Source organism: Cohnella thailandensis, from assembly GCF_014212135.1.
Taxonomy (GTDB): domain Bacteria; phylum Bacillota; class Bacilli; order Paenibacillales; family Paenibacillaceae; genus Cohnella; species Cohnella thailandensis.
This window is the reverse complement of record NZ_JACJVQ010000013.1, coordinates 243,278-269,602: the sequence shown is the minus strand read 5'-3', so window position 1 is coordinate 269,602 and position 26,325 is coordinate 243,278. Positions and strand designations below refer to the sequence as shown.

At 57.8% G+C, this 26,325-nt stretch carries 21 protein-coding genes; 19 read left to right on the top strand and 2 right to left on the bottom strand.

Annotation, left to right across the window (positions count from 1 at the left end):
- The first annotated feature begins 13 nt into the window (after positions 1 to 13).
- The 16 genes from H7B67_RS15475 (at position 14) to H7B67_RS15400 (ending at position 19,601) form a co-directional block, all read left to right on the top strand.
- Positions 14 to 925: a polyprenyl synthetase family protein gene (locus tag H7B67_RS15475; RefSeq protein WP_425353899.1), complete on the top strand. Its 912-nt coding sequence runs from the start codon at positions 14 to 16 to the stop codon at positions 923 to 925.
- Between the two features lie 323 nt (positions 926 to 1,248).
- On the top strand, positions 1,249 to 3,138 hold the full coding sequence (gene dxs, locus H7B67_RS15470) for a 1-deoxy-D-xylulose-5-phosphate synthase (protein ID WP_185120741.1): 1,890 nt from the start codon (positions 1,249 to 1,251) through the stop codon (positions 3,136 to 3,138).
- 3 nt (positions 3,139 to 3,141) lie between these two features.
- Complete coding sequence (locus H7B67_RS15465; RefSeq protein ID WP_185120740.1) at positions 3,142 to 3,993, top strand: TlyA family RNA methyltransferase; 852 nt, start codon at positions 3,142 to 3,144, stop codon at positions 3,991 to 3,993.
- 274 nt (positions 3,994 to 4,267) lie between these two features.
- Positions 4,268 to 4,735 carry a hypothetical protein gene (locus H7B67_RS15460; protein WP_185120739.1) on the top strand — a complete coding sequence of 156 codons (468 nt, stop codon included), beginning with the start codon at positions 4,268 to 4,270 and terminating at the stop codon, positions 4,733 to 4,735.
- Complete coding sequence (ahrC, locus tag H7B67_RS15455; RefSeq protein ID WP_185120738.1) at positions 4,732 to 5,181, top strand: transcriptional regulator AhrC/ArgR; 450 nt, start codon at positions 4,732 to 4,734, stop codon at positions 5,179 to 5,181. Before H7B67_RS15460 ends, ahrC begins: the two co-directional genes overlap by 4 nt.
- Positions 5,182 to 5,219: 38 nt before the next feature.
- Positions 5,220 to 6,905, top strand: coding sequence for a DNA repair protein RecN (gene recN / locus H7B67_RS15450; protein ID WP_185120737.1), 1,686 nt, complete (start codon positions 5,220 to 5,222; stop codon positions 6,903 to 6,905).
- 125 nt (positions 6,906 to 7,030) lie between these two features.
- Positions 7,031 to 8,359: a SpoIVB peptidase gene (gene spoIVB, locus H7B67_RS15445; protein WP_185120736.1), complete on the top strand. Its 1,329-nt coding sequence runs from the start codon at positions 7,031 to 7,033 to the stop codon at positions 8,357 to 8,359.
- Positions 8,360 to 8,565: 206 nt separating this feature from the next.
- Positions 8,566 to 9,381 (top strand): sporulation transcription factor Spo0A, encoded by an 816-nt coding sequence (spo0A, locus tag H7B67_RS15440; RefSeq protein WP_185120735.1) that lies wholly within the window; start codon positions 8,566 to 8,568, stop codon positions 9,379 to 9,381.
- A 69-nt stretch (positions 9,382 to 9,450) separates the two neighbouring features.
- Complete coding sequence (locus tag H7B67_RS15435; protein ID WP_185120734.1) at positions 9,451 to 10,188, top strand: class I SAM-dependent methyltransferase; 738 nt, start codon at positions 9,451 to 9,453, stop codon at positions 10,186 to 10,188.
- 231 nt (positions 10,189 to 10,419) lie between these two features.
- Complete coding sequence (gene ggt, locus H7B67_RS15430) at positions 10,420 to 11,964, top strand: gamma-glutamyltransferase (RefSeq protein ID WP_185120867.1); 1,545 nt, start codon at positions 10,420 to 10,422, stop codon at positions 11,962 to 11,964.
- Positions 11,965 to 12,011: 47 nt separating this feature from the next.
- Complete coding sequence (locus tag H7B67_RS15425) at positions 12,012 to 13,196, top strand: amidase (RefSeq protein ID WP_185120733.1); 1,185 nt, start codon at positions 12,012 to 12,014, stop codon at positions 13,194 to 13,196.
- On the top strand, positions 13,193 to 14,047 hold the full coding sequence (locus H7B67_RS15420) for a fumarylacetoacetate hydrolase family protein (RefSeq protein WP_185120732.1): 855 nt from the start codon (positions 13,193 to 13,195) through the stop codon (positions 14,045 to 14,047). The genes H7B67_RS15425 and H7B67_RS15420 overlap by 4 nt, the downstream gene beginning before the upstream one ends.
- 141 nt (positions 14,048 to 14,188) lie before the next feature.
- Positions 14,189 to 15,379: a peptidylprolyl isomerase gene (locus H7B67_RS15415; RefSeq protein ID WP_185120731.1), complete on the top strand. Its 1,191-nt coding sequence runs from the start codon at positions 14,189 to 14,191 to the stop codon at positions 15,377 to 15,379.
- A 231-nt stretch (positions 15,380 to 15,610) separates the two neighbouring features.
- Entirely contained in the window at positions 15,611 to 17,329 is a 1,719-nt protein-coding gene (locus H7B67_RS15410; protein WP_185120730.1) for an ABC transporter ATP-binding protein, read from the top strand.
- 185 nt (positions 17,330 to 17,514) lie between these two features.
- Positions 17,515 to 18,567 (top strand): FecCD family ABC transporter permease, encoded by a 1,053-nt coding sequence (locus H7B67_RS15405; RefSeq protein ID WP_185120729.1) that lies wholly within the window; start codon positions 17,515 to 17,517, stop codon positions 18,565 to 18,567.
- Positions 18,567 to 19,601, top strand: a complete 1,035-nt coding sequence (locus H7B67_RS15400; RefSeq protein WP_185120728.1) for a FecCD family ABC transporter permease — start codon at positions 18,567 to 18,569, stop codon at positions 19,599 to 19,601. The genes H7B67_RS15405 and H7B67_RS15400 overlap by 1 nt, the downstream gene beginning before the upstream one ends.
- Before the next feature lie 107 nt (positions 19,602 to 19,708).
- Here the strand turns inward: H7B67_RS15400 and yicI are convergent, their stop codons facing one another.
- Entirely contained in the window at positions 19,709 to 22,030 is a 2,322-nt protein-coding gene (gene yicI / locus H7B67_RS15395) for an alpha-xylosidase (RefSeq protein ID WP_185120727.1), read from the bottom strand.
- A 147-nt stretch (positions 22,031 to 22,177) separates the two neighbouring features.
- Here yicI and H7B67_RS15390 point away from each other — a divergent pair, with 147 nt between their 5' ends.
- A complete protein-coding gene (locus H7B67_RS15390) occupies positions 22,178 to 23,047 on the top strand; it encodes an AraC family transcriptional regulator (protein WP_185120726.1) in 870 nt (289 codons plus the stop codon).
- A 104-nt stretch (positions 23,048 to 23,151) separates the two neighbouring features.
- Here the strand turns inward: H7B67_RS15390 and H7B67_RS15385 are convergent, their stop codons facing one another.
- Positions 23,152 to 23,469, bottom strand: coding sequence for a DUF2627 family protein (locus H7B67_RS15385; RefSeq protein WP_185120725.1), 318 nt, complete (start codon positions 23,467 to 23,469; stop codon positions 23,152 to 23,154).
- A gap of 222 nt (positions 23,470 to 23,691) precedes the next feature.
- On the opposite strand from H7B67_RS15385, the gene lpdA reads away from it, so the two are divergent.
- A complete protein-coding gene (gene lpdA, locus H7B67_RS15380) occupies positions 23,692 to 25,128 on the top strand; it encodes a dihydrolipoyl dehydrogenase (RefSeq protein WP_185120724.1) in 1,437 nt (478 codons plus the stop codon).
- Between the two features lie 161 nt (positions 25,129 to 25,289).
- Positions 25,290 to 26,324 (top strand): thiamine pyrophosphate-dependent dehydrogenase E1 component subunit alpha, encoded by a 1,035-nt coding sequence (locus tag H7B67_RS15375; protein ID WP_281067846.1) that lies wholly within the window; start codon positions 25,290 to 25,292, stop codon positions 26,322 to 26,324.
- Position 26,325 lies beyond the last annotated feature (1 nt).

Here is a 26,325-nt window from a genome sequence, read left to right as displayed (position 1 = left end):
GAGAGGTACGGGATTGGCTCAGAAGATCGATATTCATACCTACATGAACGGCTTAAGAGATCTGACGGAATCGGCTCTGCGGGACATCGTTCCCGTCCATTGGCGAGTGCCCTCTCGCCTGAACGAGGCGATTCGATATTCGCTGGACGCGGGAGGGAAGAGGCTCAGGCCGATTCTCGCGCTTGCCGCCGCTGAGAGCGTGTCCGGCGAGGAAGAAGCGCGTCAACGGGCGCTTCCGTTCGCCGCGGCCATCGAGATGATTCATACGTATTCCCTGATCCACGACGACTTGCCGGCAATGGATAACGACGATTACCGCAGGGGCCGTCCGACCAACCATAAGGTGTTCGGGGAAGCGATGGCGATCCTGGCGGGAGACGGCTTGCTCACCCACGCCTTCTATGTCGCGTCCCTGGCGGCGGGGAAGGGAGTGCCCGCGGAGCGGGTGCTGGCGGTCGTGTCCGAGCTGTCCCGCTTTGCCGGGCTGCCTGGAATGGTAGGCGGGCAGGCCGACGATATGCTAGGCGAGCAAGGAATCACTTCCATGGAAGAACTGGAGAACATTCATCTTCACAAGACCAGCGATCTGATCGCATGCTCGCTTCGGGCAGGAGGGCATGCGGCGGAAGCGACGCCGGATCAGCTCGCCGCGCTGGAGCTGTTCGGGCGCAACATCGGCCTTGCCTTCCAGATTCAAGACGACATTCTGGACTTGATCGGCGACGAGACGAAGCTGGGCAAGCCGCTGAATAGCGACGAGAAACAAGGCAAGGTCACCTATCCTTACCTCATCGGACTTGAAGAGAGCCGAGAACGCGTGCGATCGCTGACGAACGAAGCCGTAAGGGCGATTCGGCAAGCGGGCCTGCAACGAACGGACCTGCTGACCGACATTGCGGACGTCATGATGAGGCGAGATCACTGAGTCGTTTATTGCCGGGCGAGCCGCTCGGCATCCCCTTCGCAACGCCGTTTCCGTCGGGAGTGCCTCGCGGGAAAGGCGTTGTTTTTACGAGAAGCGGCCGAAAAGTAGGCATTATGGCCTGATCAAGACGATCGCTTTTCGTCGAAAAAGGAACCATTCCTTCGGGTTAAGCTTGGGGTTTGATTTCCGGTTATGATATAATGGGCGTATTATTCTGTTGAACGCATGCACACAAGAAGTTGGCTTGAGCCGCTACGCTTATTCATTTAGAGATATTGGATACGGTGTGCTTTTGTCAAATTCGGGGAAAGCGGGGAACTTACTTGCTGCTCGATCATATCGACAGTCCAACTGATCTGAAGAAACTCTCCATGCCGGAGCTTTCGCAGTTGGCTCAAGAAATCAGACATTTTCTCATTGAGAAGCTTTCGGCAACCGGAGGCCATTTGGCTCCGAATCTCGGTGTCGTCGAGCTTACGATCGCCATGCATTACTTGTACGACAGCCCAAGAGACAAGTTCATCTTCGATGTCGGTCACCAGGCCTACGTTCATAAGATCTTGACGGGACGGATGGATCGCTTCGATACCCTCCGTCAGAAGAACGGGCTGTGCGGCTTCGTCAAGCGCTCCGAGAGCGAGCACGACGTATGGGAAGCCGGCCATAGCAGCACTTCCTTGTCGGCCGCCGCGGGCATGGCTCTCGCGCGGGACCTCAAAGGCGATAAGAACCGGGTCGTTGCCGTCATCGGCGACGGCGCCCTCACGGGCGGCATGGCTCTGGAAGCCCTTAACCATATCGGCCATGAGAAGCGCAAGCTGACCGTCATTCTGAACGACAACGAGATGTCGATCGCTCCGAACGTCGGCGCGCTGCACAATTATTTGGGCAAGGTTCGTTCGGATAAGACTTACCGTAAGGCGAAGGAAGAGTTCGAAGCGTTCCTGCGCAAGATACCGGCCGTCGGAGGGAAGCTTGCCAAGACGGCCGAGCGCTTCAAGGACGGAATCAAGTACTTGGTCGTGCCGGGAATGCTGTTCGAGGAATTCGGCCTGAAGTACTTAGGACCGGTAGACGGCCACGATACGGAGAAGCTCATCGAAACTCTCCGCCAAGCGGACAAGGTAGACGGACCCGTTCTCGTCCACGTGCTGACGGTGAAGGGCAAAGGCTACTCCCCGGCGGAAGCGGATTCCCACAAGTGGCACGGAATTACGCCGTACAAGATCGAGTCGGGCCAGGTCGTGAAGCCGGTCGGACCGCCTATGTATACCGAGGTGTTCGGCAACGCGCTTATCGAGCTTGCGGAGAAGGACGAGCGGATCGTCGCCATTACGCCGGCCATGCCGGGAGGCTCGGGTCTTCTCGGCTTCGCGAAGCGGTTCCCGGACCGGATGTTCGACGTCGGCATCGCCGAACAGCATGCGGCTACCCTATCCGCCGCAATGGCCTTGGAAGGGATGAAGCCGGTGTTCGCCGTCTATTCGACCTTCCTTCAGCGGGCCTATGACCAAGTCGTTCACGATATTTGCCGGCATAACGCCAACGTCATCTTCGCCATCGACCGAGCCGGCTTCGTCGGACCGGACGGAGAGACGCATCAAGGCGTCTACGACATCGCGTTCCTGCGACATATCCCGAATATGGTGCTGATGATGCCGAAGGACGAGAACGAGCTGCGCCGGATGATGAAGACGGCGGTCGATTACGACGACGGTCCGATCGCCGTCCGATATCCTCGCGTGAACGGACTGGGCGTCCCGATGGATGAGAATCCGCTGCCGCTTCCGATCGGGAAGTGGGAGAAGACTCGCGAAGGAGACTTCGCGGCGGTGCTCGCCATCGGTCCGATGGTGCAGGTCGCCGAGGAAGCGGCGGACCTTCTGAAGAGGGAAGGCCTTAACGTGCGGGTCATCAACGCCCGGTTTATCAAGCCGCTCGACGAAGAGATGCTTCAGGAGCTGGCGCAGGAGCATATCCCGCTGCTCGTGCTGGAAGAGACGGCGGTGGCGGGCGGTCTCGGCTCCGCCGTTCTCGAATTCTACGCCCTTCAGCATCTCCATAACGTGTCCGTGTCTCTCATCGGGATTCCTGATCTCTTCATCGAGCACGCCAGCATCAAGGAGCAGCGCGTCGAAGCCGGCCTGACGGCGGAGCATGTCGCCGGGGAGCTGCGCTCCAAGGCGTTGCGCGTGCGTCAGAAGGCGACTTAGGCGATGACGGCGACGCTTAAGGAACGATTGGACGTTCTCCTCGTGGAGATGGGATACTTCGAGAGCCGAGAGAAGGCCAAAGCCGCCATCATGGCGGGATTGGTGCTCGTCGGCTCCGAGAAGGTCGATAAGGCCGGGACCAAGATCCCGCGCGACTCGGCTTTGACGGTGAAGGGAGCCCCTCATCCCTATGTGAGCCGCGGAGGGCTGAAGCTGGAGAAGGCGATCCGGCACTTCTCCATCGACTTGAACGGCGCGGTCATGCTCGATATCGGGGCCTCGACGGGCGGCTTCACCGACTGCGCGCTCCAGAACGGAGCTTCGCTTGTCTATGCGATCGATGTCGGCTACAACCAGCTCGACTGGTCGCTTAGGCAGAACGAGAAGGTTCGCGTTATGGAGAGAACGAACTTCCGCAACGTGACCGCCGAGCAATTGGAGGGCCCCGTCCCTACCTTCGCGACGATCGACGTCAGCTTTATTTCCTTGAAGCTGATCCTTCCCGCACTGGCGCCTATTCTCGCGGATGGCGGCGGAACCGTCGCTCTGATCAAGCCCCAATTCGAGGCGGGCAGGGAGCAGGTCGGCAAGTCGGGAGTGGTGAGGGATTCCTCCGTTCACGAAGCGGTGATCAAGGAGATTCTGACGTTCGCGAGCCAGCTGGGCTTCGAGCTTCAGGGCTTGACTTACTCGCCGATTACGGGCGGGGAAGGCAACATTGAGTTTCTCGCTTACTGGCGGCGGTTTGCCGCGGGGGGCGAGCTAGCCGCCCATCCGGTTGAGGAGGAGCTTGCCCAGCTGGCCAAGCGTACGGCTCAAGAAGCCGCGGCTACCTTCCGCAAAGGCGGAAGCTAAACTATTCCATTCGCGTCAATGAAGAGCTTCTCGGCGTTAAAGAACGCATAAAGTCGCGATTTACTGAGCTGCATCGACGTCCCAAGACGCCGAAGGTGTTTTTGCTTGGGTAACCAATCCCGGAGCTGCCGAAGAACGGCCCGTCCATAACGGTACCGCTTCTCCCCGTCCAGCTCCGGTTTTTTGTTCTTCGCGAGAGGAGAACGGAGGGAAGTCCTCGAACTAGGTTACAATGGCCGATAGGCCTTCTGCTTAGGGAGAGGGGATCGTCCCGGTGAGCCAAATCGGAGATTGGTTCGTTTTTCTGGTGGTTATTCTATTGCTATTATGGTGGCTTTGGTTTCAATTCGCTCGCTGGCTGCACGCGCCGCCGAGCTTGCGGTTAAGAAGGCTCATGCAGGACGGATCGGTCGAGCGGGACGAGCAGGTGGAATGGCTGGAAGCGTGCGGCTACGAAGTGCTCTCCGGCAAGCATCGCATTCCGCTTGGGGTAGCCGTCGACGAAGGTCCCATGCAAGCCACTAGGTTGTATTTCGATTATTTGGTTCAGAAGGAAGAGCTTTATTACTTGGTCAAGATGGACCGCGCCCGCAAGCCGATCGAGTGGACGGCATCGGGACTGCGCGAGAGATTGCTCGCCTACGCCTTGCTGTTCCCGGAGTGCGAAGGCATCATCATTGCCGATCCCAAAGGACAATCGATACATACGGTGCGATTCAAAGTGGAGGATGAAGACGGATGAAAGGCCAGAGGCAGAGGAAAATTCGAGAGATGATCGGAATGAAGGAAATCGAGACCCAGGAGGAGCTCGTCGAGGCGCTGCGGGCGGAAGGAGTCAACGTCACCCAAGCGACCGTCTCCCGGGATATCAAGGAGATGCAGCTGATCAAGGTGCCGTTGGACGACGGACGCTACAAGTATTCCATGCCCTTGGATCAACGCTTTAATCCGGCGATGAAGCTGAAGCGCGCGCTGGAGGATCACTTCGTTCAAGCGGAAGCGGCCGAGAATCTGGTCGTCGTCAAGTGCATGACGGGAACGGCGAACGCGATCGCTTCCCTTATTGACGGAATGGACTGGTCGGAGATCATGGGGACGATCAGCGGGGACGATACGATGCTTCTCATCTGCCGATCCAAGGATCAAGGCCCTATTCTCGTCGATCGCATCCAACAGATGGTGCGCTAACCCCGGGCTTTGACGATGCGGAACAGGAGGAGAAAAGAATGCTTCAAGAGCTGTCGATCCATAACTTGGCCGTAATCGAGCAGATCACGGTGCGCTTCTATAACGGGTTCCATGTTCTTACGGGCGAGACGGGCGCGGGCAAATCGATCGTCATCGACGCGCTGGGACTCGTGGCCGGCAATCGCGGTTCTACGGACATGGTTCGGCACGGCTGCGACCGCGCGGACGTCGAAGCCGTGTTCGATCTTCCCTACGACCATCCCGTTTGGAATACGCTTGCGCAGTTGGGGGTACAAGCGAATCGCGAAGAAGGACTGCTGATTCGCAGGGAGCTGCTGCTGCATGGCAAATCGCACGCGAGAATCAACGGGCAGAGCGTCACTCTGACGATGCTGCGGGAAGTCGGCGAGCATCTCGTGAACATACACGGTCAGCATGAGCCTCAGTCCCTGCTTCGTTCGGAGAGGCACCTGGAATGGCTGGACCAATACGCGGGAGACAGCCTTAACGCCATAAAGGAGGCTTACCGAGAGAAGTACGAGCGTTATCAGCAACTGGTGCGGGAACGCAAGGAGCTGGAGGATACGTCGAGGCAGCAGATGCAGATGTTGGACATGTACCGTTATCAGCTGGAAGAGATCGCGGCCGCCAAGCTGAAGCCGGGCGAGGACGAAACGCTTCAGGAAGAGAGAAGCAAGCTCGCCTACGCCGAGAAGCTGGCGGAATCCGCGTCGGAGGCCTACGAGCTTGTTTACGGCTCCAAGGGCTTGGCCGCGCTGTCCCGCGCGATTACGCGGCTGCAGGACATCGTCAAGTACGACACGGCGACGATTCAGCCGATCGTGGACCAGCTTCAGTCGGCTTATTACAACGCCGAGGATGCCGCCTTCCAGCTGCGCGATTACCGGGACAGCATCGAATTCAATCCCGACCGGCTGGCGCGGATCGAGCTGCGCCTGGATCTTCTTCACGGCCTTAAGCGCAAATACGGCGAGACCGTCGGAGATATTATTGCCTATAAGAACAAAATTCAGGCGGAGACCGAGAAGCTCGACAACCGGGAAGAAAAGCTGAAGGAGTTGGAAACCCAGGAACGGAAGCTTCGTTCGGAGCTTGCCGAGCAAGCGGCCGCTTTATCGGCCGTTCGCAAGGATGCCGCCAAGGTTCTCTCGCGCGCGATCGAGACGGAGCTGAAGGAGCTGCAGATGGAACGAACCGTGTTCGAGGTAAGCCTCGAATCCGGAGACCTCGGACCGAACGGGGCGGACACGGCCGAATTCCTGCTCTCCCCGAATCCGGGTGAGCCTCCGAAGGCGCTCTCGAAGATCGCTTCCGGCGGCGAAATGTCGCGCGTCATGCTCGCCCTCAAGGCGATCTTCGCCCGAATCGATCAGATCCCCGTCCTGGTCTTCGACGAGGTCGACACGGGCGTCAGCGGTCGCGCGGCGCAAGCCATCGCGGAGAAGATGTCGCGCCTCGCGGGGCAGTGCCAGGTGTTCGCGATAACCCACCTGCCTCAGGTCGCCTGCATGGCGGACCGGCAATACGAGATCCGCAAGCAGGTCACGCCGGACGGGCGTACGTCCACCTCGGTTCGCGAGCTCGCGGAGAAGGATCGGGTGGAAGAGCTCGCGCGGATGCTTGGCGGCGTGGAAGTCACGGAAAAAACCCGCCATCACGCTCAGGAAATGCTGGTGCTGGCGAATCGCCAAAAAAACGCGTAAGGACGCCTGAATTCGCGTTTCAAGGAAGCTTTTTGGGAACATAAAACAAGGAGGCCACGGTTACCTTATAGTTACGATGCCGGTTCGTCACACGGACTGGAGAGACTGTAAGGGAGCGTGAGACTTTGAACCGTTGGCCCTCAATACGACGCAGCTTCGGAATGCTACTGGTCTTTATCTTAGGGTTGACCGTTACCTCGGCCCCGATTCGTCATTATGCCGCTTTTCCCAATGAATTACGGCTTTTTCAAGGACAAGCGAGGCACCTGGATTACTCGATGCCGGTTCATGCCAGAGGAACTTTGGATAACGGCGTGGCCGTCGTAAACGGCAAAGAAGCCCCTTCCTTTCCGGTGAATCTGAATCGGCCCTTATCGATCGTTCCGAAGCAAAGCGGCGTCACGGAGCTAAAGCTTAAGCTATTCGGAAGAATTCCGTTCAAGACGGTTAAGCTGCAGGTCGTTCCCGATCTTCGCGTCGTCCCCGGCGGCCAGACGATCGGGGTGAAGGTGAAAGCCGCGGGCATCATGGTCGTCGGCCATCATCTTGTCCAGACGGGTCCGAACAAGCGGTCTTCGCCGGGAGAGGACGCGAAGCTGAAGCTTGGCGATTTGATCGTGGCGATTAACGGCCAGCCGCTTAACGATGTGACCAAAGTGGCGTCATTGGCCGAAGAATCCGGGCGCACCGGTTCTCCTCTTAAGTTGGAGGTGAGACGGGGCAAGCAGCAGTTTACGACGAACTTGACGCCGGCCTTCGACCAAGAGGATCGGGCATGGAGACTCGGGCTTTATATCCGCGACTCGGCCGCCGGCGTCGGAACGCTGACGTTCTACGCTCCGGACCAAGGCGTTTACGGCGCCTTAGGACACGTCATAACCGATATGGATACGCAGACGCCGATCGTCGTAGGAAGCGGACAAATCCTGCAGTCGAACGTCCTGTCGATCTCCAAGAGCCAAAACGGGGAGCCCGGGGAGAAAAGAGCATCGATCGTCAAGGAAGGCAAGACGCTCGGCAACGTAGAACGCAATACGCCGTTCGGCATCTTCGGCAAGATGGATCAGCTTCCGGAACACGCCATGCATTCCGAGCCGATTCCCGTCGCGTTCGCGGAGGAGGTCAAGGAAGGGCCTGCGGAGATCCTTACGGTCGTCAACGGGCAGAAGGTAGAGAAGTTCTCGATCCAGATTGTTCATGTCTCCAAGCAGACCAGCCCCGCTACCAAAGGAATGGTGATCCGGATTACCGATCCCAAGCTGCTGGAACGCACGGGAGGAATCGTGCAAGGGATGAGCGGAAGCCCCATTATTCAGGACGGCAAGCTGATCGGCGCGGTAACCCATGTATTCGTGAACGACCCGACATCCGGTTACGGCTGCTTCATCGAATGGATGCTTCAGGATGCCGGCATTATGCTCGAGCCTCTTCAGACAACATCTAAGGCGATTTAACGCCTTAGATGTTTTGTCGAATTTCAGCGGAAAAACACGCCAAATAGCAAAATTATTTATTATATTCCATCTTGCCAAAAAAATAAAGAAAAGATTTTCGGTTAAGAAGGAATTGAAGCTGAAGTGTCGAATTTCGTATTCCAGAGGAAACGGATAGAACGTTTCTTGACCTCAATTTTATCTGTACAGAAAGGGAGGACCAGACCTTGCAGCGGATAGAAGTATTCCTTGCTGATGACAACCGAGAATTCACTAACTTGTTGTCTGAGTATATTGAAGAGCAGGATGACATGACGGTCATAGGCGTAGCTTACAACGGAGAAGAAGTCATCCGCCAGTTAGAAGAGAACCGGATCGTTCCGGACGTGATGATCCTCGATATCATCATGCCTCACCTGGACGGCCTTGGCGTATTGGAGAAACTGCGGGAGCTGAATCTGTCCCCGATGCCGAAGATCATTATGCTGACGGCATTCGGCCAAGAGACGATCACGCAAAGAGCGGTACAGCTTGGAGCATCTTATTACATACTGAAACCGTTCGATATGGACGTTCTCGCGAACCGCATCCGCCAGCTTGCCGGAGCCGCGGTCAGCACCCCGGCCATCAGCGCTTCCTCCTCGTCGACGATCACGCGCTCCGCGACGATCGTTCCGATCGGCAAGCCGAAGAATCTGGACGCGAATATTACGAGCATCATCCACGAGATTGGCGTTCCTGCCCATATCAAGGGATATCAATACCTTCGCGAGGCGATCACGATGGTCTACAATAACATCGAGATTCTCGGAGCCATCACGAAGACGCTGTACCCGGCGATCGCCGAGAAATTCAAGACGACGCCATCCCGCGTCGAACGCGCTATCCGCCATGCGATCGAAGTCGCTTGGACGCGCGGCAACATCGATTCCATCAGCCACCTGTTCGGCTACACGATCAACATCGCCAAGTCGAAGCCGACGAACTCCGAGTTCATCGCCATGGTGGCGGACAAATTGCGGATCGAGCATAAGGTAAGCTGACTATCCAATCCCCATCCGAGGTTCGGGTGGGGATTGTTCGCGCGATATAGGCCGCCAGGGGGGAAAACCATGAAACAGAACAAATACGACGATCCGGCTTTTTTTGCTCAATACGAACAAATGGCTCGTTCCGTTCACGGGTTGAAAGCGGCGGGAGAGTGGCATGTTCTTGAATCGTTGATGCCGGACCTCAAAGGCAAGAGCGTATTGGACCTCGGATGCGGCTTCGGCTGGCATTGCCGGTATGCCAGGGAGCGGGGGGCAAGCTCCGTTATCGGAGTGGATCTATCCGAGAACATGCTAAACAAGGCTCGCGCCATGACGAACGATACGGCCATTGAATACATTCGGCTGCCGATAGAAGAGATCTCCTTCCCGGAGGAGCGGTTCGATTTCGTTCTCAGCTCCTTGGCTTTGCACTATATCGAGTCGTACCAGAACGTTATCTCTAATATCTATCGGCTTCTAAAGCCTGGAGGAACGTTTTTGTTCTCGGTGGAGCACCCGGTCTTTACCTCCCGCGAAGAGCAGGAATGGCACGTCGATCGGGAAGGCAATCGGGTATTCTGGCCGGTGGACCGTTATCAATCGGAAGGGATTCGCACGACTTCGTTTCTTGCGGAGAACGTCATCAAGTATCACCGTACTCTCTCGACTTACTTGAATGGATTAATCTCCGCGGGATTCCTCGTCCAAGCGGTGGCAGAGCCGATGCCGTCCGAGGCCATGCTGGCGGCGCAGCCCGAGATGGCCGACGAAGCCCGGAGGCCGATGTTCCTCATCGTTTCGGCAGGTAGAGCAAGTTAATAAGCCTATGCGCAAAACGGACTCCTTTCGTCCGTTTTTGTTTTTTGCCATACATGAATGCGCTTTCAGTTGTGATGGTGTCAAATACCGATTAATTGAATTGACCCTGTCTGCGAACTTGATTAAATTTAGGATACCTTTTTTGCGCAATTCAACCCGGATTAGAAAAAGACGTTTCTTCAGGAAGGGAGTCGACGGCGCTTGTCTAAGCAGATTACAGGAACGAAGACGATGGTGGTCAGCCCGCATCATCTTGCCACCGCGGCGGGGGCGCGCATTCTTCTAAAAGGCGGGAATGCCTTCGACGCGGCCGTGGCGGTCAGCGCTTGCTTAGCCGTTGTCTACCCTCATATGACGGGCCTGGGAGGAGATTCCTTCTGGCTTATGCATCATGCAAGCGAAGGCGTCTCCGCCTATAACGCGAGCGGAAGAGCGGGAAGGCTGGCTGCGAGAGACTGGTTCAAGGAGCCTGAGATTCCGAAACGCGGCCCTGCCAGCGCGGTCACCGTTCCCGGAATGGCGGACGGTTGGGACGCCGTTCTGAAGCGTTACGGCAAATTGACGTTCGCGGACGTGCTGGAGCCCGCCATCGACTATGCGAAGAACGGGTTCCCGCTCTCTCCGGATCAGCACGAGAACAGCATGGCGAAGTTCGAAGTTCTGCGGGAGCAGCCCATCACCTCGGAGATCTATCTTCCGGGAGGTCGGGTTCCGCAAGCGGGCAGCCGATTTTATCAACGGAATCTGGGGATCTCGCTGGAGTTAATCGCGCGTCAAGGAAAAGACGCCTTTTATCGCGGAGAGATCGCCCAAGAAATCGCCCGCTTTCTCGGGGAGAGCGGCGGCCTGCTGACGCTCGAGGATTTCGCGGCGCATGCGGGCCATTGGGCCGAACCGGTAACCGGCTCTTATCGGGGCTATGACCTTTACCAGGTTCCGCCGAATTCGCAAGGCTTCGCCGGGATTATGGCGGCCCAGATACTGGAAAATTTCGACCTTAAGAATATCCCTCACGGATCGTACGATTATTACCATTTGCTGATCGAATCGCTGAAGCTCAGCTTCCGCGACCGGGATCGTTATCTGACGGACCCCGAATACGCCGACGTTCCGCTCGCCAAGCTGCTCTCGAAGGAATATGCGGCGGAGCTCGCCGGACTTATCGACCGCAAGAGGACTTCTTCGGTATCGACCAGCCCGGTCGGAAGCGATACGGCCTACGCGGCGGTTGTGGACGGGGACGGCAACGCGGTCTCTTTTATCCAGAGCTTGTATTTCGAATTCGGGTCGGCGGTTACCGCCGGAGAGACCGGCATTCTTCTGCAGAACAGAGGGTCCTTCTTCTCGCTTGATCCGTCCCATGTCAATCGGCTCGAGCCGGGCAAAAGAACGTTCCATACGTTGATGCCGGCTATGGCGATGAGGGACGACAAGCCTTATCTGCTCTACGGTACGCAAGGCGGAGAAGGACAGCCGCAGACGCAGACGGCGCTCCTCACGAGAGTGGTGGATTACGGAATGGATCCCCAGGAGGCCGTATCGGCTCCGCGTTGGGTATGGGGAAGGACGTGGGGAGAGCAGACGCAGGAGCTGAAGCTGGAAGCGCGAGTGGACGAACAAGTCGCCTCTGCGCTGAGGAATGCCGGGCACGCGGTGCGAATCGTCGGCGAGTATGACGGAATTGTCGGCCATGCCCATGCCATCCGGATCGAGGAGAACGGAATCCGTTCGGGGGGCACCGATCCGCGCTGCGACGGCGCGGCGATCGGCTGGTGACGAAAGAAAGTACGCTAATAGCAGAGAGAAAGAAGGGAGAGGAGACCATGGACGAATGGAACGCCTACATCCGATCGGATCTGGCTCTGGAGCCGGTAAGCGAAGGCAGCCTGAGCGGGCTTGCTTTTGCCGTTAAAGACGTATTTGCCATTGCGAATTACACGAACAGCGCCGGCAATCCGGATTGGCTTCGCACGCATGGTCCCGCGGACCGCCATGCGCAAACGATCGAGAAGCTGCTTCATCACGGAGCCCGGTTAAGAGGAACGACCGTTACGGACGAGCTGATGTACAGCCTTCTCGGGGAAAACGTTCATTACGGAACGCCCGTTAACCCGAAAGCGGAGGGAAGAGTCCCGGGAGGCTCTTCGAGCGGATCGGCCGTCGCGGTAGCAGCCGGGCTCGTCGACTTCGCGCTCGGAACGGATACGGGCGGCTCCGTGCGAGTTCCGTCCTCTTATTGCGGGATCTACGGCTTCCGCCCTTCGTTCGGCGCCGTATCGATGAACGGAGTCATTCCGCTCGCGAAGAGCTTCGATACGGTGGGATGGATGAGCCGCCGCCCGAAGACGCTGCTGGACGTTGGACGGGTGCTGCTGAATAAGGGCGGCGCAAAGCATCCGGGCTTCCGCAAGCTGCTGCTGCCCGAAGAGGCCTGGTCCCAGGCCCAGGAGGATGTCCGGGACCTGTTGTTGAACGAGCTTCAAGCGTTCATGAAGAACGGCCTGGACTCCGAATGGGTACGCTTGCCCGGAAACGATCTGAAGGAATGGGCCGACACGTTCCGGACCATTCAGGGAACCGAGATCTGGCAGGAGCACGGCGAATGGATTCGCCGGGAAGCGCCGGCGTTCGGTCCCGGCGTCTCCGATCGCTTCGAATGGGCGAGCACGCTGCCGCCGGAAGCCCTGCCGGGTCTTATGGCGAAGAAGAGAGAGTTGGAGAATCGGATGGACTCGCTGCTGGGGCAGAGCTCGCTGATCGCCATCCCGACGGTAACGGGGGTAGCCCCTGTATTGCGTATGACCGGGGAGCAAGCCGAGCTCCAAAGAACGGCTACGATGAAGCTGACCTGCATCGCGGGACTGGCGGGAATCGCCCAGGTAACGGTGCCTTTCGCTTCGTCTTGCGGCAACCCGATCGGACTTTCTTTTATCGCGGGCAGAGGGCAGGACTTGGCGCTGCTCGAATGGCTGTACGAGAATTCGAGGGAAGGGGCGGCGGACCGATGAGAGTGGTCATGCTGCGGCGCGAAGGGCGGGAGACGGCGGCAATCCGGGCGGCGCACGGGTACGTTCCGATAGAAACGATCAATGAAGCATCGAACTCAGTCTGGCCCTTGACCATAAGGGAGTTGCTGGAATCCGGACGATGGGAGCAGCTGCATCGCTGGTATCAAGAGGAGGGGCGAGCAGGGTTTGGCAAGCTGCCGGCCGTACCCGTCGACGAAGCGGAGTTGGTTCCGATTTTAAGGCGGCCGGGTAAAATCCTGGGCCTCGGAATGAACTACATGGAGAAGCTGATCGAGCTGCAGGGCAGCGCCGACGATGCGCCGGTGCTCTTCGCGAAGCCGGATACGAGCCTTATCGGAGACGGAGAGCCGATCGTGCTTCCTTCCCAATCCCGGCGGGTAACGGCCGAAGCCGAGCTCGCGATCGTTATCGGACGGGAGTGTAAGGATATCGGCGAGAACGAGGCGCCGTTAGCCGTTGCGGGCTATGCCGCCTCGCTCGATATGACCGCCGCCGATCTTCTGGCTCAGAATGCGAAATACATGTTCCGGGCCAAATCGTTCGACACCTTCTTTAGCTTAGGCTCGGAGCTCGCGACGCCGGATGAGCTTCCGGAACGGGACCGGCTCGTCGTCGAGACCGTTCACAACGGCTCTGCGGCATACCGCAATACGGTCTCGATGATGCGGTACAATCCGTGGCATATCGTTTCCTTCGTGTCCAAGGTAATGAGATTGCTTCCCGGAGACGTGATCATGACCGGCACTCCGGGTTCGGTTCGCATCGCGTCCGGAGACAAAGTCGAGTGCCGAATCACGGGATTGTCCCCTTTAAGCAATCCCGTTCTTTGATCCCAAAGCTTAAACGGACATTAAAATTGCGGGCGTCAGCCCGTTTTTTTATGTTTTTTAAGTTTAGCTTAATGTATTATGAGGAAAGTTTGATATAGTGGAACAATAGTGCTTTTAAAACTAGAGGAGGGTCTTACAAGAATGAGCGAGTTTCGCAAAGAACCAGACGAATTAAATCCGGCGGACGAGAAATTGGACGCGGACAAGCCCGCGGAGGAGCTGACTCCGGCCGCGCGCTTCGACGACTCCGCAACGGAATCGAACGCCGATTACGACGAGAATGAAGCAACCGAGCAAGAAAAGGAAGCGAAACCTGCGGCTGCCCCCGTCGCCAAGGCTCCATGGCCTTGGATTGCCATAGCTGTCATCGCGGTCATTGCCCTTATCGTTGTCCTTGTGAGAGATACCGGAGGAGCAGGCGGCGAAGCCGTCGGCGAGCTTAACGGAAAGAAGATTACGAAGGCCGAGCTGATGGACGAGCTGATCAAGCAATCCGGCGAAGCGACGATCGGCTCCCAGCTGGATCAAGTCATGATGTACGAGGTGATCGATGCCGAGTACGAGAAGACGGGCAAGAAAGTCAACGATGCGGATGTCGATGCTTACATCAAAAACATTCGCGAACAAAACGGCATTACGTCGGACGAGCAATTCGAATCCGTTCTGGCTTCGAGCGGCATGACGGTCGAAAGCTTCCGCGAGAACGTGCTTCCCCAGCTCAAGCTTCGCCTTATTTTCGAGAATAAGCAAGCTCCTACGGAAGACGAATTGAAGGCTTATTACGAAGAGAACAAGGACAGCTTCGGTACCCCCGAGCAAGTTCGCGCCTCCCATATTCTTCTGAGCACGAAGGAAGAAGCGGAAGCGGTCTTGAAGCAATTGAAGGAAGGCGCCGACTTCGCTACGTTGGCGAAGGAGAAATCGATCGACACCGTCTCCGCGGAGAACGGAGGCGATCTGGATTACTTCGGCAAAGGACAAATGAACGAAGAGTTCGAGACGGCCGCCTTCGCGCTGAAGGTCGGCGAGCTCAGCGACGTCGTCGAGTCTCCGAACGGCTATCATATCATCAAGGTAGCCGATCATAAGGACGCGGTCACCCCTGCATACGAAGAAGTGAAAGCGGAAGTGAAGAACCAGTACCTGGATTCGAAGATTAACGACGGCTTCAGCGACTGGTACGAGGGAGCGAAGAAGTCCAACGGCTACAAGAACTTCCTGACGGACGAAGACGCCGCGGCGGCATCCCCCGAAGCGAGCGAAGAACCGTCGGCATCCGCATCGGCATCTCCGGAAGCCTCGGCGTCGGCATCCGCGTCCGCTTCGGAATAAGGCAATCCTGCGATTCGCCTGCGAAGTCAGCTAGCATTCAGAGCCATTCTTGTCCCGATTCGGGAGGAGGATGGCTTTTTCTCTATATAGAATAGCCAAAATCTGTTGCCGCTCGTCTCGAGATTAGGTACAATGGCTAAGGGTTGTGCTAATTGATAATCATTCTCGATTCCTTGCCGGTACAATCGGCACTTGTTTCTAAATAGAACTAGCGGAGGTGCAACGTACCCTTTGATTCGTCGTTTCTTTTCTTATTATCGTCCTTATAGAGGATTGTTTCTCCTCGATTTTCTCTGTGCGGTGTTCGTCGCGCTTCTGGAGCTCGGGTTCCCGATCGCGGTCAACAAGGTGGTCGACGATCTGCTGCCGGAGCGGGACTGGAACATTATCGTCTGGGCTTGCCTTGGCCTGCTGGCGGTATATGTGATCAATACGTTCATGCAGTTCGTGGTCAATTATTGGGGGCACATGCTGGGGATCAACATCGAGACGGACATGCGCCGGAAGCTGTTCGATCACGTGCAGAAGCTTAGCTTCCGGTTTTTCGACAACAACAAGACCGGACACCTCATATCCCGGATGACGAACGACTTGAACGAGATCGGGGAGGTCGCCCACCACGGCCCGGAGGATCTATTTATCGCCGTCATGACGCTGGCGGGCGCCTTCGTGCTCATGGCGAATATTCATCTGGAGCTTGCCCTCATCACGTTCGCCACCGTTCCCGTACTCATCGTGCTTGCTATTATTTTCAACGGCCGCATGACCAAAGCGATCCATCGCATGTTCTCGGATATGGCGGACTTCAACGCGAGAGTCGAAGACAACGTCGGCGGCATTCGCGTCGTCCAAGCCTTCGCCAACGAAGAGCACGAGAAGAAGCTGTTCGCGGAGAACAATCAAAGGTACCGGTTCGCGAAGCTCGTCGCCTACAAGATTATGGGCAAAAGCTTGTCGATCAGCTACCTGCTGATGAGACTCGTGTCCCTGCTCGTCATGATCTGCGGCGCGTGGTACGTCATCGACGGGGAGCTTAAATACGGCGAGTTCGTGGCCTACCTGCTGCTGGTCAACGTGCTGTTCCGGCCGATCGAGAAGATCAACGCCATCGTCGAGAGCTATCCGAAAGGGATTGCCGGCTTCAAGCGATACATCACGCTGCTCGAGACCGATCCCGATATTCAGGACGCGAAGGATGCCGTGGAAGTGAATTATCTCAAGGGGGATATTCGCTATAAGAACGTCTCCTTCGGATACGAGGAGGAGAGCCTGGCCCTTCGGAATATCAATCTCGGCATCGCGGCGGGAGAGACGGTCGCCTTCGTCGGACCTTCCGGAGCCGGCAAGACGACGCTCTGCAGCCTTCTCCCCCGATTCTACGAAGTGATCGAAGGCAGCATCACGATCGACGGAATGGACATTCGCGGCATCAAGCTCGAATCGCTACGCCGTCAGATCGGCATCGTGCAGCAGGACGTCTTCCTGTTCTCGGGAACGGTCCGGGAGAATATCGCCTACGGGAAGCTCGGGGCAACCGAAGAAGAAATCTGGGATGCGGCGCGCCGGGCCCGCTTGGAGGAATTCATCCGCTCCCAGCCGGAAGGAATGGACACGGTCATCGGGGAGCGCGGCGTGAAGCTGTCCGGAGGACAGAAGCAGCGCCTCGCGATCGCGCGGATGTTCCTGAAGAACCCGCCGATCCTCATTCTCGACGAAGCGACCTCCGCTCTCGATACCGAGACCGAGGCGGCGATTCAGCAGTCTCTGGCGGAGCTGTCCGAAGGAAGGACGACGCTCGTGATCGCTCATCGCCTGGCGACCATCAAGAATGCCGACCGCATCGTCGTCGTGACGGAAGAGGGCATTACCGAGCAAGGAAGGCACGAAGAGCTGGTCGGCCAAGGCGGAGTCTACAGCAGGCTTCATCAAGCTCAATTCGGCGCACATTAACGGGTAACGGGAAGGTTGGACAGGAATCCTCTGTTCAACCTTCTTCGCTTTAACGGGAGCCGGCAGGAGAGGGCGTCCTGCCGAAATAAGGTTTGACATGAACCTTACGGATAAGTTATCCTACTTTAGTATTGTTTGATAACGATTCTCAATGAGACGGCAGAGAGAAGAAGGTATGAAGCGCCATGGGTGAATCCTTGAATCCGAATCCGGCTCCATCGTCGGTCCCAAAGCTGCAAACGCGTCCCAAAGTGGCGGGTATCATTATCGTCGGAGGTTTGATCGTTCTTGCCCTGTCCTTTATCGTATCGATCTCGTTAGGAGCCGCCAACATCAAGTTCCTAACGGTGTGGGAAGCGATATTTCGATTTAACGCGGATGAAACTTCGCATCAGATCATTCGCGAGATCAGGCTTCCCCGAGTCCTTATGGGAGGATTGGTGGGAGCCGCTTTCGCCGCATCGGGCTCGATCATGCAGGGCTTAACCCGGAATCCTCTGGCGGATCCCGGACTGCTCGGCATCAATGCGGGCGCCGGCTTCGCCTTGACGATCTGTTTCGCGCTTTATCCGGGTCTTTCCTTTAACACGATCATCTTGATATCGTTTCTGGGCGCGGCCGCGGGAGCGCTTCTCGTCTTCGGAATCGGAGCGGCATTCCGAGGCGGCATGTCTCCGGTGCGGCTGGCGCTTGCCGGTTCGGCCGTTGCCGCGCTGCTAAGCTCGCTTAGCGAATGGATCTCCTTGCAGTTCAAAGTCGGCCAGAATATCGCGGCCTGGTATAACGGCGGCGTAGCCGGCGCCAAATGGGATCAGCTGCAGTACATGTGGCCGTGGGTGGCGATCGGTCTGATCGGGGCGATAGCGATCTCTTCCCAGATTACGATGCTCAGCCTTGGCGACGAAGTAGCGGCGGGGCTGGGCGTACGGACGGGGCTGTTCAAGGGAATCGGTATGCTGCTCGTTCTCTTGCTGGCCGGAACCTCGGTGGCGGCCGCCGGCTCGATTACGTTCATCGGGTTGGTCGTGCCCCATATCGCACGGTCTCTCGTCGGCGTCCATTACCGCTGGATCATTCCCTGCTCCGCGATTCTAGGCAGCCTGCTGCTTGTCGTGGCGGACATTATCGCCAGAATCATCAATAGACCGTTCGAAACTTCGGTATCGGTCATTATCTCGATCATCGGCGTGCCGTTCTTCATCTACCTGATCAGACGCGCGAAGAAGGAGGTCGCCTGATGCCGGCATCATCCTCACGTTCATCCAAGAGTCGCGATGCCAGAGCCTGGACGATCGTCGTCCTGCTGGCGGTTCTCGTCGTCGTCGTCTTTTTCGTCAGCATGAATACCGGGGTCATCCATCTCGCGCCGGTTGACGTGATCAAGAGCTTCTTCGGACTCGGAACCGACCGGCAGAACCTGGTGCTGTTCGAATTCCGGCTGCCCCGGATCATTCTCTCGATTCTGATCGGAGCCGGCTTGGCTTTGTCCGGCTGCCTTCTTCAAGGGATAACCCGCAATCCTCTCGCCGACCCGGGCATTCTCGGCATCAATTCCGGGGCGGGCTTCATGGTCGTGCTGTTCGTTGCTTTTTATCCGAACAAAGCCGCCGCGCCGGTCTATCTCCTGCCTCTTATGGCGTTTATCGGAGCTATCGCGACGGCTGTCCTTCTGGTCGTCCTTTCCTATAAGAAAGGGGAAGGCTTATCGCCATCCCGCCTTGTGCTTGTGGGGATCGCCGTCAGCTCGGGCATCGCGTCGGCCATGCTGGCGGTATCGGTAAGGATTGCGCCCGAGCAATATCAGTTCGTTCAAACGTGGCTCGCCGGAAGCATCAACGGCTCCACTTGGAGCGATGTGAAGTCCGTTCTGCCTTGGTTCGCGGTGCTTATTCCGTACGTGCTGTATAAAGCCCGGACGCTGAACGTGCTTAACTTAGGAGAGCAGCTGGCGACGGGTCTCGGAGCGCGCACGAATCTCGACCGCCTGCTGTTGGTCGCAGCGGCCGTTGCCCTCGCGGGCGTAAGCGTCGCCTTCGGCGGAGGCATCAGCTTCGTCGGGTTGATCGGTCCGCACGTGGCGCGCCAGCTGGTCGGCTCCAAGCATCAAGTGCTCATTCCGGCATCGGCGATAACCGGTGCGCTGCTTCTCATTACCGCGGATACGATCGGACGCATCGCGCTTCAGCCGACCTCGGTCCCCGCCGGAATTGTCGTGGCCATCATCGGCGCTCCGTATTTCTTATATTTAATGGCTAGGATGAAGAAGAGTTAAGCTCCCCGATTCGCCGCCGCTGCTTAATAATTCTACGCAAATATGCCGACGCTGCACGAAAAAAGCCGACAAGGTTCGCAGGAACCCTGTCGGCTTTGCTAATTATCTTATAGCTGGATGGACAGCTTCGTTGCTCCGCTCTCCGGTCGAACGACGACTCCCTGCTCGGAGGTTTCGAACGTACCGCCCGTCACGCCGGCAACGGACGAGACGCCGCGAAGCACGACGCTCCAGCCCGTGGAATCGCTCGCCTCGAAGGCGATCGTGCCGCCGCTGCGGGAAGCGGAGGCTTGGAGCTTATCCGCGCCTTGAAGATCCGGCAGCCGAACGGAAGCGGAAGCGCCGTCTTGAAGCTCGAAGACGTGGAAGGCGACGCCTTCCGAATAATCGTATTCCGGGCGATCGTTCGTCGCTCCGACCGGAATGATCGAATTCTCCTTGACGAAGAGCGGCAAGCCGAAGTAGTCGTACGTCTCGTCGCGCCACGTTCCGCCCTGCGCCTTCTCGCCGGTGAGGAAGTGAGTCCATTGTCCTTGCGGCAAGTAATAGGCGGATTGGCCTTGTTCGTTGAAGATCGGGGCGACGAGAAGGCTGTCGCCGAGCATGTATTGACGGTCCAGATAATCGGCCGTACGATCGCCCGGAAACTCCAGCAGCATCGCGCGCATCATCGGAAGGCCGAGACGGGAAGACTGAACCGCTTGGCCGAACAGATAAGGCATCAGGCTGAGCTTCAGCTTCGTGAAGCGGCGGAGAACGTGGACCGCTTCTTCGTCGAAGAGCCATGGCACGCGATAGGAAGTGCTGCCGTGCAGCCGGCTATGGCTGGAGAGCAGGCCAAACGCGACCCAACGCTTGTAGAGGTCCGGCGTCGCGCTTTGCTCGAAGCCGCCGATGTCGTGGCTCCAGAAGCCGAAGCCGGACAAGCCTAGAGACAGGCCGCCGCGAAGGCTCTCGGCCATCGATTCGAACGTCGCTTCGCAGTCGCCGCCCCAGTGTACCGGGAATTGCTGGCCGCCGGCGGTCGCGGAACGGGCGAAGAGAGCGGCTTGTCCTTGGCCGAGCTTCTCCTCGAGCACCTCGAAGACGACCTTGTTGTAAAGCTGGGTGTAGTAGTTGTGCATCTGCATCGGATCCGATCCGTCGAAGTACACGACGTCGGTCGGGATTCTCTCGCCGAAGTCGGTCTTGAACGAATCCACGCCCATGTCCACGAGCGCGCGGAGCTTGTCGCCGAACCACTTGCAGGCGGCCGGATTCGTGAAGTCGACGATGCCCATGCCGTATTGCCACATGTCCCACTGCCAGACGCTTCCATCCGGACGCTTAAGCAGATAACCGTTCTCCATCCCTTCGTCGAAGAGCGGAGAACGCTGAGCGATGTACGGGTTAATCCAGACGCAGATCTTGAGCCCCTTCGCTTTGAGACGCTCCAGCATGCCCTTCGGATCCGGGAAGACGCGCTCGTCCCATTCGAAGTCGCACCACTGGTATTCCTTCATCCAGAAGCAGTCGAAGTGGAACACGGCGAGCGGAAGATCGCGTTCCGCCATCCCGTCGATGAAGCTGTTGACCGTCTCTTCATCGTAATTGGTCGTGAACGAAGTCGTCAGCCACAGGCCGAACGTCCAGGCGGGCGGGAGGGCGGGCTTGCCGGTAAGGCTGGTATAGCCTCCGAGCACGTCCTTCAGCGAATCGCCGCCGATCAGGTAATATTCCAGCTGCTCCCCGGCCACGCTGAATTGGTTCTTCGACACCTTCTCGGAAGCGACCTCGAACGAGACGAGCTCCGGATGGTTGACGAAGACGCCGTAGCCGCGGTTCGTCACGTAGAAAGGAACGTTCTTGTAAGCCTGCTCCGAAGCGGTGCCGCCGTCCTCGTTCCAGATATCGACGACCTGTCCGTTCTTGACGAAGGCGGAGAAGCGTTCGCCCAAGCCGTAAACCGTCTCGCCGACGGCAAGGTTCAGCTGCTCGCGGAAGTGGTGCTTGCCGTCCTGGGCGCGAACGAACGCCGTTTGACGCGTGCCGCTGCCCGTCAGGACTCGGCCCTTATGGGTATAGGTGATGACGACCGGATGCGCTTTCGTGATCTTGACCGTCGTGTCTCCGCTGGTCAGGCTGACGAACTCGTCGTTGTTGTCGATGACGACGGGAGCGTTGCCGTTCGCCAGCAGATCGAACGAATCCGGAGCCGCTCTTCTGCGGCCTTTATGATGATAGAATCTTGCGCGGATAATATCCTTCATCGGGGAAGAGAACTCCATCGTCATCAGCGGCTCGTTCAAGGTGTTGCCGCGATGCTCCAGATGGCGATGGGTCGCGAATACCGTAATCGAGTTGCCGCTGACCCTCACATCGTGAATCTCATAAGGACTCAATACCTCGTACCCTTCGCGGGTCATCCAATAGCCGTTGCTGAACTTCATATCGGTTAATCGTCCTTTCCTGAATAAACGTTGTCGTTTGCCCTCATTAACATTATAATGACACCTAGAATGATTATCTTGCATAAAATCGTGATTTACTAACACAATTCTGCTATATCGGGGAGCCGGAGGATGGATTTAAGACATTTGCGTGAAACGAGGAGCCACGGAACCCCCGGATTTCCGGTAGGGATCTATGAAATGCGGCAAGAGGCCGGCCAACCCATCCTGGAAAATCACTGGCACGAAGAGGCCGAGTTCCTGTTCGTCGAGGATGGACAAGCGACTTTCCGAATCGGCTATGACGAATACGAGCTGGCGGCAGGCGACGCGGTGTTCATCGACGGCGGCGAGCTGCACGGAGCTTTTCCCCTGAACGGTTCCGGATGCTCCTACCGCGCGGTCGTCTTCGATTTGAATTGGCTTATCGACCCGAAGGACGGCATCTCCTCGAGGTTTCTGCAGCCTCTCAGCCGCGGGCGCATCGCGCTCGCGACCCCATTCGGTTCTGCCTCCGAGTGGGGGAGACGCGTTCTGGAATCCCTTCGGGCGATAACCGACATGGAGGTCTCCGAAGACCCCGCCAAGGAGATGAGAGTGAAGGGCTTGCTCTACCTTCTCCTCGCCGAATTCTGGACGTCGGGCGAATGGAAGGCGAGAAGCCGCGCGGACTCCCAGGACGCGAAGACGATCGAGAGAATGAAAGGAGCGATGGCGCATATCGAGCTCCATTTCAACCGCAGGCTGCCCGTCGGGGAGCTCGCCGAGATCGCGGGCATGAGCGAAGGCCACTTCAGCCGCGTCTTTAAGGAATTCATGCGCAAAACCCCGGTCGAGTACATCAACCACTATCGGCTCCGGCACGCGGCGCTCCGGCTCGGCGAATCGGATCTGACCGTGGGCGAGGTCGCTTTGGAATCGGGCTTCGACAACTTCAGCTATTTTAGCAAAATGTTTAAGGCGTTATACCATTGCAGCCCTTCGGATTATCGGAGGAGGCACGGCGGCGGTACCTGACGCGGACAACAAATTCCCCGAAAGTAATTTCCTATACAACAATGGCGAAGCCCCTCCCCGACTGACGTCGGAAAGGGGCTTCGCGATAATGGCCTGATTGCCGGCTATTCGGCTTGGCTTCCGTTGCTGCCTCTTGAAGCTGGCGGACGCGGACGCTTCGGTCTAAAGCGGGAAGCGACGTAATTGTGCTTGCGGTCCCGGAAGAAGATCCATCCTCCGATAAACCCGACGCCCAATAAAAATAAAATAAAACCGAGTACGAAAGGCAGCCACTCGAAATGAGGCGTATTCAGCTCGACGTCGCCGAGCTGCGCGAAGTAGTCGAACAGGGCGTCTTTCATGAGAAGGAAGCCATATGCTGCCGCAAGCCCAGGAATCACTAACATAAGAATGGCGATCAGGCGGGATATGACGAGCTTCACGTATCGGCCCTCCTTCCATTCCTTTTATCATAACGAGTTTTTTTACATTTGTCCATCATTCGAACGAGGTTCGATGGCTTTCCGGGGGCGTGGGTACGGCGTTCGATCCGGTATCTCCAGAGTTTTGCGCGGTTAGCCTTTGTTCCCGGCCCCAAAAGAAGGTAGAATAGGAGAGTGTGGGTTCAATGGGCCCGTGGAAATGACGATCGGAGGATTCTTACCATGCCAATTGAGGTTGATGTTGCCGTATTGGGCGGCGGACCCGGAGGCTATACCGCGGCGATTCGCGCCGCGCAGGCCGGCCGCAGCGTCGTCATCATAGAGAAGGACAAGCTGGGCGGAACCTGCCTGCATAGGGGGTGTATCCCTTCGAAGTCCTTGCTTAGAAGCGCGGAAGTATACTCCACGGTTAGAAATGCCGCGTCTTACGGCGTTTCGGTTCCGGAAGAAGGAGTGTCCGTCGCTTGGGACGGGGTCATGTCGCGCAAGGGGGCGATCGTCGACCAGCTCCATCGGGGGCTGCAAGCGCTGATGAAGCAGCATCGCATTCAGGTCGTGCACGGCTCGGGCCGGATTATCGGGCCTTCCATCTTCTCCCCGCGCAGTGGAGCCATCGCGGTCGAGCTGCCGGACGGGGAATCGGAGACGGTCGTGCCGCGCAACGTCATTATCGCGACGGGTTCCCGCCCGCGGAGATTGGAAGGACTGCCGTACGACGAAGTCAACGTCGTAACGAGCGACGAGGCGCTGGAATGGCCGACGTTGCCGTCCTCGGTCATTATCGTAGGCGGCGGAGTCATCGGGGTGGAATGGGCTTCCTTGCTGAGCGATTTCGGCGCGAAGGTGATCCTCGTCGAGACGGCCGACCGCCTCGTTCCGTCGGAGGATAAGGAGATCTCGGCGGAGCTGGCCAAGTCTCTCAAGAAACGCGGAGTGGAGATCCATACCGGAGTGAAGCTGCTCCCATCCTCCTGCCAAGCGGAGGGCAATCAAGTGAAAGTCGATATCGAGAAAGCCGGCGGCGTCGTCCCGCTAAGCGCGGAGCGCATGCTGGTCTCGGTCGGACGCCAAGGCAACGTCGAGAACCAAGGGTTCGAGAACACGGACGTGAAGACCGAGAAAGGCTTCGTGAAGGTGAACCCGAAGACGCTTCAGACCGGTGAACCGCATATTTACGCGATCGGGGATTGCATCGGCGGCATTCAATTGGCGCATGCGGCCATGCACGAGGCGGCCGTGGCCGTCGATCATCTGCTCGGACGCGCGCAAGCGGCGTCGAGATCGGCGGACCGCGACATTCCGAGATGCATCTATTCCAGGCCGGAAGCGGCGGCGATCGGATGGTCGGAGGAAGAAGCGGCTTCGCAGGGCATCGAGACGAAGACGGCGAAGATCCCGCTCCGGATTCTCGGCAAAGCGCTTGTATACGGGGAAGCGGAAGGCTTCGCGAAAGTAATAGCCGACAAGCGAACGGGGGACCTGCTCGGCGTCCATCTGGTGGGCGCGCACGCAACCGACCTGATCGCGGAAGCGTCGCTGGCCAAGCTTCTGGACGCCGTGCCTTGGGAGATCGCGTCGGCGATTCACCCCCATCCGACGCTGTCGGAAGCGCTGCAAGAAGTCATGGCCGCACTTGACGGCGGGGCTTCGCACGGCTGAGCGCCTGCCTTGAAAACTGCCAAAACATACGTCCAAACCGGGTACGGAAAGATCGTCTCGGTTCGGACGTTTCTTTTTGGCGAAGACCGGAGTATAATAAGGACTAAGCTCAAGTATTAAGACCAGGTTATAATACTACCCCATAGCAGGAGGTACGCACCTTGACCCATACCGGTTCCGTCAAGAACGCGTCCAGACACGCCTCGCTCGGCCTGTCGGACGAGAAAGCCGTTCTCATGTACGAAACAATGCAGCTGGCCCGCAAGTTCGACGAACGGGGACAGCTGCTGCAGCGTGCAGGCAAAGTCAACTTCCACATCTCCGGAATTACGCAGGAGCCTTCCCAGGTCGCCATGGCGTTCGCGATGGACCTCGAGAAGGATTGGTTCCTTCCCTACTACCGCGACTACGCATTCGTGCTGTCCGTCGGAATGACGGTCAAGGAGCTGATGCTCTCCATCTTCGCGAAGGGCGAGGATCCGAACAGCGCGGGGCGCCAGATGCCGGGCCACTTCGGCAGCAAGCGCCTGCGCATCGTGACCGGCTCGAGTCCCGTCACCACGCAAGTCCCGCATGCGGTCGGCTTCGCCCTGGCAGCCAAGATGCGAGGAGAACAATCGGTATCCATCGTCTCCTTCGGCGAAGGCTCCAGCAACCAAGGCGACTTCCATGAAGGCTGCAACTTCGCCGGAGTCATGAAGCTGCCCGTCATCTTCGTCTGCCAGAACAACGGCTACGCGATCTCCGTTCCGTTCTCGAAGCAATCGGCCGGCCGCATCGCCGACCGCGCGATCGGCTACGGCTTCCCGGGCATTCGGGTAGACGGCAACGACCCGCTCGAGGTATACCGCGTATTCCGCGAGGCGCATGAGCGCGCTCTGGCCGGAGAAGGCCCTACGCTCATCGAGATTATGACGTACCGCGTCACGCCGCACTCCACCTCCGACAACGATCTGGTTTACCGGACGAAGGAAGAGGTCGACCACTTCAAGGCGCTGGACGCGATTCCGGCCTTCCGCCAATATCTGACCGATCTGGGATTGTGGTCGGACGAGCAAGAGCAAGAGCTGCAGGCGCGGATCCGCAAGGAGATCGACGAGGCGACCCAATACGGAGAGAACGCTCCGTTCCAATCGATAGAAGACGCCTTCCGCTACGTTTATGCGGAGAACACGGCAGAAGGGAAGGAACAATAAG